We start from the raw sequence: 3272 nt of genomic DNA on the forward strand, positions 1-3272 counted from the left end.
GGCCACCGCCGGCGCCCAAGTGACCCTGGCCGTGCGCAACACCGACACCGGACAACGCGCCGCCGCCAATATCCAGGCCACCACCGGACGCGACGACGTCGGTGTCACGCACCTCGACCTGACCGACCGCTCCACCATCGAGCTGGACACCTTCGGGAACGACGAGGGCCGGACCGAGCTTGCCGCCTCTCGGGCTCGGGTCGTCGCCGCGTCGGACCTTGCCCGCCGGCGCATCGAGCGGGATCTGCACGACGGGGCCCAACAGCGGCTCGTCTCGCTGGGACTCGAGCTGCGCCTCGTGCACGACTCCGTCCCAGCGGCCTTCCCCGAGCTGCGAGACGCCATAGCCCGGGTCGCCGATGAGCTCAACGACGTGCTCGACGGACTGCGGCAGTTATGCCGCGGGATCCACCCAGCGATTCTGTCGCAGGGCGGGCTCGGCCCAGCCCTGCGAACGCTGGCCCGCCGCACGCCGATCCCCGTCGAACTCGACGCCCCGACCGAGGCCCGGTTCCCCGAGCCAGTCGAGGTGGCGGCCTACTACGTTGTGTCCGAGGCGTTGACCAACGCGGCAAAGTACGCCCGCGCGTCGCACGTGAGCATCACCGCGCGGGAGCGCGACGGCGTGCTGCATTTCTCGGTGGGCGACGATGGGGTCGGCGGGGCCGACCCGGGCCGAGGGTCGGGCTTGACAGGCCTGCGAGACCGCATGGAAGCCCTGGGCGGGTCGCTCGACGTCCGAAGCCCCGCTGGCGACGGCACGCTGATCAGGGCCACCCTTCCAGTCCAGCCTGGCTGATCGGCCTCATATCCTGCGCGAGGACGGTGTGTCGGCCGGTCGAAGAGCGGCGACGCCCGATTCGGTTCCTCTGCGAGTGGCGAGCGGAGCGACCACACCGCGACCGCCACAGGACCGACCCCAGAACACAGGAAGCCCCGCAACCGCGCCGACGAGGCGAAAAGGCCCGGGCGAGGGTGGCGGCTGCCCGGCGGGGACGCGACCAAATTCCGACCACATTTTGCCAAAGGGCCAATCCGCGGCCCGCCGCAACCTAACCCGTCGATCATGAACACAAAGAAAAGGCGCCGGTGGACCTCACCGGGCGCAGGATCATTTCGCTAGGGAGTCCGATCATGACAAATGCTGTGGAATCGAACCAACTCACAGCTGCGATTACGGGTGCGGGTACCGGCCTGGGACGGAAATGGCGTCTTTCGCCGCCGTGACCTGGAAGCAGACCGTGACCACGCGGGCCGAGTTCCGCGACCGGGTCCGGCGCGCCGTGCGGCTGATCTGCCGAACGAGCGGCTGACCCCCACACCGGGCCGGCAACCACGCTCCGCCTATGTACCTACCTACCTACCTACCTACCTAGGGAGTACCAGCAATGCCCCGCATCACAACCCCCTTCAATGCTCGGTCGAGCGCCGCCGAGGTGATCGCCGGTGTCGACCTGACCGGCAAGCGCGCCATCGTGACCGGCGGCGCTTCCGGGATCGGACTAGAGACCGCCCGCGCGCTGGCCACCGCCGGCGCCCAAGTGACCCTGGCCGTGCGCAACACCGACACCGGCCAGCGCGCCGCCGCCGATATCCAGGCCAGCACGGGGCGCGACGACGTCGGTGTCGCGCGCCTCGACCTGACCGACCGCTCCACCATCGACGCCTTCACCGCCGACTGGACGCGGCCCCTGCACATCCTGGTCAACAACGCCGGGGTCCTGGCCCTGCCCGAGCGCACCACCACCCCGCAGGGCTGGGAGGCGCAGTTCGCCGCAAACCACCTCGGCCACGCGGCCCTAGCCCTGGGCCTGCACGACGCGCTCGCCGCCGCGCAGGGCGCCCGGGTCGTCGTCGTCAGCTCGTCGGCCCAGTCGCCGGTCGTCTTCGACGACATCCACTTCACCTCCCGGCCATACGATCCGATGCTCGCCTACGCCCAGTCGAAGACGGCGACCATCCTGTTCACCGTCGCCATAGCCAAGAGATGGGCCGCCGACGCCATCACCGCCAACGCGCTGCACCCCGGCGGCATCATGACCAACATCCAGCGCCACTTCGACCAAGCAACACTGCGCTCCGTCGGGGCGCTCGACGAGCGCGGCCGCGCCATGGATGTCCCCCCGGGCTGGAAAACCCCACAGCAGGGTGCGGCCACCTCCGTCCTGCTCGCCGCGTCCCCCCACGTCCAAGGGGTCACCGGGCGCTACTTCGAGGACTGCAACGAGGCCGTCGTCACCGAGGCGCGTGATTATGGCAGCAGCGGAGTCGCCCCCTATGCCCTCGATCAAAACGAGGCCGACAGCCTCTGGGACGAAACGACCCGGCTCCTGCACCGCTGACCCCACCAACCACCGCCCGCCCGGTACCGATACCGCCATGAACAGGAGTCCGCAATGCAACAAACCAACCTCACCGAACTCACGCTGTCAGCGCAAGGTCTGGGCCGCATGGGAATGAGCGAGGGCCACCGACCTCGGACCGCGATTCCTCGGTGATCACCATTTCGCCGTGCGATCGACCTCGGCGTGACGTTCATCGACACCGCCGACGTCTGCGGCGCTGGGCACAACGAGGCGCTCGTTCGGGCGCGCGATCGCGGACCGGCGCGACCAGGTACAGCTGGCCACCAAGTTCGGCATGGACCGCGGCAACGGCGAGAACACCTTCGTCTTCCGAGGCGAACCCGCCTACCGCGAACTCGTACAACGCCCCTACCTGACCACCAAGAAACAGCGGATGGGCCACCTACGCCGCTGAGAGCTACCCGTCCGCGGATGGACCATGAGTACCGCGGACGCGGCCGTAATCATCGTCGATGTTGTGTTGGAGATATTTCACCCAAGCTCGTCGAACCTCATTGGCGTGTGGTAAAGATGGAGATTTGAATGCAAGAGAGTGCAAATACGAGTAGGGTAAGCCGCCCTCGTCGGCGAGACCGTTCAAGAACCCCCCCGGCCTCAGTGGGCTACCTCGATGTCGCAGCTGTCCTTTCGGATTTGACTTTCCCGGCAGCTAAGTGGCAAATCCTTATCGAAGCCGACAACTATGGTGCTGGCGTTGGTATTCGGAACGCTCTATGGGCAATTCCGGAGGCTCAATACCCCAACTTCCGAGAACTCTGGGCCGCAATGCAGGCGAGCGCGCGGCGATCTCGACCCGCGCGGCCAACAGCCCGAGGTGCCACGTAGATCTTCCAAGGATCCCACCCCGAGCGTAGCGTTGCTGGTCCGCCGATGCCCGCCGACCCCACAGCCAGGGTCATCAGCGCG

2 protein-coding genes are annotated in these 3272 nt (G+C 67.7%); both read left to right on the plus strand.

Annotated elements, in window-relative coordinates:
* Positions 1-799: sensor histidine kinase (locus tag VGD70_RS06420; protein WP_331079097.1), on the plus strand; the 799-nt coding region annotated here is incomplete at its 5' end.
* A 589-nt stretch (positions 800-1388) separates the two neighbouring features.
* Positions 1389-2342 (plus strand): SDR family NAD(P)-dependent oxidoreductase, encoded by a 954-nt coding sequence (locus VGD70_RS06425; protein WP_331079099.1) that lies wholly within the window; start codon positions 1389-1391, stop codon positions 2340-2342.
* Positions 2343-3272 lie beyond the last annotated feature (930 nt).

Source organism: Actinophytocola sp., assembly GCF_036402745.1.
Taxonomy (GTDB): Bacteria; Actinomycetota; Actinomycetes; order Mycobacteriales; family Pseudonocardiaceae; genus Actinophytocola.